This window comes from Neobacillus bataviensis LMG 21833, from assembly GCF_000307875.1.
GTDB classification, from domain to species: domain Bacteria; phylum Bacillota; class Bacilli; order Bacillales; family Cytobacillaceae; genus Neobacillus; species Neobacillus bataviensis.
Window position 1 is genome coordinate 1 of record NZ_AJLS01000158.1, and the last position, 3,450, is coordinate 3,450.

The following is a 3,450-nucleotide window of genomic DNA, read 5'->3' on the forward strand; positions in this document are numbered from 1 at the left end:
CATCGATTCGCCTCCGGCTCATCGTGTTTCCTTTATCTCAGTTGGAGCGCTCCAGGCCATACGCCGCTGACCAGGGCGCTTGCGCTTTTCACTTTAGTGGTATCCGTTAGAGCCGTTTGCCGATCCGGACGTTTTGTTTCCTTTACTGCCTTTACCTTTTTGCTTTGTACCGCCGTCTTTTTTAGTATGCTTCGTCATTGACTAAAACCTCCCTCATTGGTGGGTTACCCCTCTATCTTAGTTTGGGCAAATGACCTATTTTCATGAAGGTAAGTATTAGCAATTCGACCGATTCTTTTCACTATAGAAGGCATTAATTTCGCCGCCAATAATAATAATGAAAGCAGATATATATAACCAAATCATTAAAATAATAATGGTTCCAATACTGCCATAGGTTAGTGAATAGTTACTAAAATTCCCAACATAAAAGGATAAGCCGATAGACGAAAGAATCCATCCAAGCGTCGCAAATGCGGCACCCGGAAAAGCACTCCGGCAGCGGATTTTCACATTGGGGGCAATCCAATACAATCCTGAAAAAATAAGGAATAAAATAAGTGCACTAACAAGCCAGCTTAATGTATTCCATAGCTTGATAAATTCCGATGTATACCCTAATTTTGAAAATAAGAAAAGCCCAATTTCTCTGCCAAATACCGGCAGAACAATCGCAAGAAGAAAGACAAAAATCATCCCAAAGGTTAAAAGAATAGCCATTCCGCGTGAAACGATGAATGAGCGGCTTTCCTTAACATTGTAGGCTTTATTAAAAGCTCTCACAACGGCATTTATTCCATTAGAAGCTGACCAAATCGTCCCAATAATTCCGAATGAAAGCAGCCCGCCATTCCGATGTGCCATGATTTCATTTAAATTTTTTTCAATTAAGTTCATGGCCTCATTAGGTGCAAAATCTTGGATGATCCCAAGCATATCCGGATGTGGAATCGGGAGGTAAGGCAAAAGTGTAAAAATCACAATTAGGAGTGGAAACAAGGAAAGAAGAAAAAAGTAGGCCAATTGTGCACTTAACCCTGGCAGGTCATCTTCTTCAATCCGGTGCCAAAGTAACCTTATCAATGAAGAACGTACATTCACCTCTTTGCCCATTTCTCTACCTCCTCTTTTATTTGATCTTTACTCCTTCACCTAGAACTTCATCTATATGGTCTGCTTCTTCACTGTCAGTGAATGCTTCTTTCGATTCTTTGAGAATATTTGTAACCTGAGGAGTCAGCTCCTTTAGCTCCTCCACCTTATCTGTTATATAGGAAATATCTTCACTCACCTGTTCAAAGGTTGTCTTGATTTTTGCAGCCGTTCCTTTTACCTTATCAGCTATTTCACCTGGATTTCGGACAATATAGGCCACTTTACCGGAAGTCTTTTGAACGTTTTCCTTCATCGCCTCCCGTGTTGGTTTGTCTAATAAACTAATGGCTCCACCCGCAAGGGCTCCAAGCAGCATGCCCTTCCAAAATTGATTTTTCCTCGTCATCTTAACCTCTCCTTATAGCAAATAAATATCATCAAGCGTCCCTCAATGAAAATAATACCAATAAAAGAATCTTATCATTATTTTGCTTTATGTAAACTTCCTATGCAAGTCTCACCCGATACTTTTATTCCCTCAATAGGGTTAAACTAAACTTTAAAGAAAGTTTGTATTGACAGATACTTTTTAACATGAAAAGATTGGTTTATTAATTCGGAAAGGGTGCCCCAAATGAATTTATCAGTAAAATCCGTAGAAAATGTCGAATATATGATTGAACAAATTAAGGATAAATTAAAAGTGCTAAACCTTGGAGCAATCAAACCTTCTCACTTTGATGAAGAAATGTATGAAGAATTAAAAGAAATTTACGACATGGTCATGAAAAAAAATTCATTTAGTCCAAATGAAATGCAGGCCTTAGTAGAAGAGCTAGGAAATCTAAGAAAAAAATAAAAAAAATCATGGAAGCAGGGGACGGTTCTTATGCTTCCATGATTGGTTTATTTCTGTTCAGTTAAGATGATTGGGCCGTCCTTCGTAATGGCAAGTGTGTGCTCATATTGGGCGGAATATTTACCATCAAATGTTCTTGCTGTCCAACCATTGTTATCCATCTTTGTTTGGTATCTGCCGATATTCACCATTGGCTCGATGGTAAACACCATGCCTTCTTTAATTCTCGCACCTTTACCGGGCAAACCATAATGAGGAACGTCCGGCTTCTCATGAATCACCGCACCAATCCCATGACCAATAAAATCCCGAACAACAGAAAGCCCTTCACTTTCAACATAGGTTTGAATGGCATGTCCAATGTCCCCAATTCGATTGCCTACGACTGCCTGTTCGATGCCCTTGTATAATGCTTCCTTTGTCACCTGTAATAAATGATCTGTCTCCTCCGAAACCTTGCCAACCGCATAAGACCATGCCGAATCGGCCAAGGCACCATTGTAATTAACCACCATATCAATTGTGACAATGTCCCCTTCTTTTAAAGGTTCCTTTCTTGGAAAGCCATGACATACTTCGTCGTTGATACTGGCACAGGTTGCATATTCATAGCCTTTATATCCTTTTTGTTCCGCCGTTGCTCCATTTTTACTAAGAAATCCGTTAACAAACTCCTCTATTTCCCAAGTTGTAACACCTGGTTTAATTAATTTTGCTATTTCTTTATGACAGGCAGCAAGAATATCACCGGCCTTTTTCATTGCTTCAATTTCTCGTTGTGATTTAAGAATAATCATTTAGGAGGATCCCCTTCCTTTTTTGTTTCATTTTATGTATATTTAGCAATATGATTCAACGCAGCTTCATCATTTCTTTAAAAGAATATTTTACACTGACAACACTTTTTATATTACCTCTATCTACTTATTTTTTCAAAAATTATTGCTGCAAGCTGTGAAACGACCATTTTCATGTTCATTATATTGTAACATTCAGATGTTCTTAATATGGTACTTTTCCATTCTTTTTGGTAGAATAAATATATTAATAATAAAAATAGGTGTGTGAGACTCAATGATTGGTGACCGTGTTAAAAAATTCCGCTTAGAAAAGAAAATGTCACTATCCGAACTTGCCGAACAAGCAGGAGTGGCTAAATCTTATTTAAGTTCCCTAGAAAGAAACCTGCAAAAGAATCCTTCTATTCAGTTTCTTGAAAAAATTGCTGCTGTCTTAAATCTTCCAATTGAACATTTAATTCATGAGCAAATTGATAAGGATACTTTAGATAACGATTGGATGAATCTAGTCAAAGAGGCTATGACCTCGGGCATTTCAAAAGATCAATTTCGCGACTTCCTCGAATTTAATAAGTGGCGGATCAACCAAGATAAAAACGAGTAAGTTAAGAAAAGCGCAAGCGCCCTGGTCAGCGGCGTATGGCCTGGAGCGCTCCAACTGAGATAAAGGAAAATCGAAAAGCGGAAGCGCCTTGC

General features: G+C 38.5%; 5 protein-coding genes. 2 read left to right on the forward strand and 3 right to left on the reverse strand.

What is annotated here, in order from left to right:
- Positions 1-276: 276 nt before the first annotated feature.
- Both BABA_RS24060 and BABA_RS24065 read right to left on the reverse strand, forming a co-directional pair.
- Positions 277-1,113, reverse strand: coding sequence for a YihY/virulence factor BrkB family protein (locus BABA_RS24060; RefSeq protein WP_007087882.1), 837 nt, complete (start codon positions 1,111-1,113; stop codon positions 277-279).
- Between the two features lie 16 nt (positions 1,114-1,129).
- Positions 1,130-1,501, reverse strand: coding sequence for a YtxH domain-containing protein (locus BABA_RS24065; protein ID WP_007087883.1), 372 nt, complete (start codon positions 1,499-1,501; stop codon positions 1,130-1,132).
- Between the two features lie 228 nt (positions 1,502-1,729).
- On the opposite strand from BABA_RS24065, the gene BABA_RS24070 reads away from it, so the two are divergent.
- Entirely contained in the window at positions 1,730-1,954 is a 225-nt protein-coding gene (locus BABA_RS24070) for a DUF1128 domain-containing protein (protein WP_007087884.1), read from the forward strand.
- Between the two features lie 47 nt (positions 1,955-2,001).
- Here the strand turns inward: BABA_RS24070 and map are convergent, their stop codons facing one another.
- Entirely contained in the window at positions 2,002-2,751 is a 750-nt protein-coding gene (map, locus tag BABA_RS24075) for a type I methionyl aminopeptidase (RefSeq protein WP_007087885.1), read from the reverse strand.
- A gap of 277 nt (positions 2,752-3,028) precedes the next feature.
- Between map and BABA_RS24080 the strand changes: the two genes are divergently transcribed.
- Positions 3,029-3,358, forward strand: coding sequence for a helix-turn-helix domain-containing protein (locus BABA_RS24080; protein ID WP_007087886.1), 330 nt, complete (start codon positions 3,029-3,031; stop codon positions 3,356-3,358).
- Positions 3,359-3,450 lie beyond the last annotated feature (92 nt).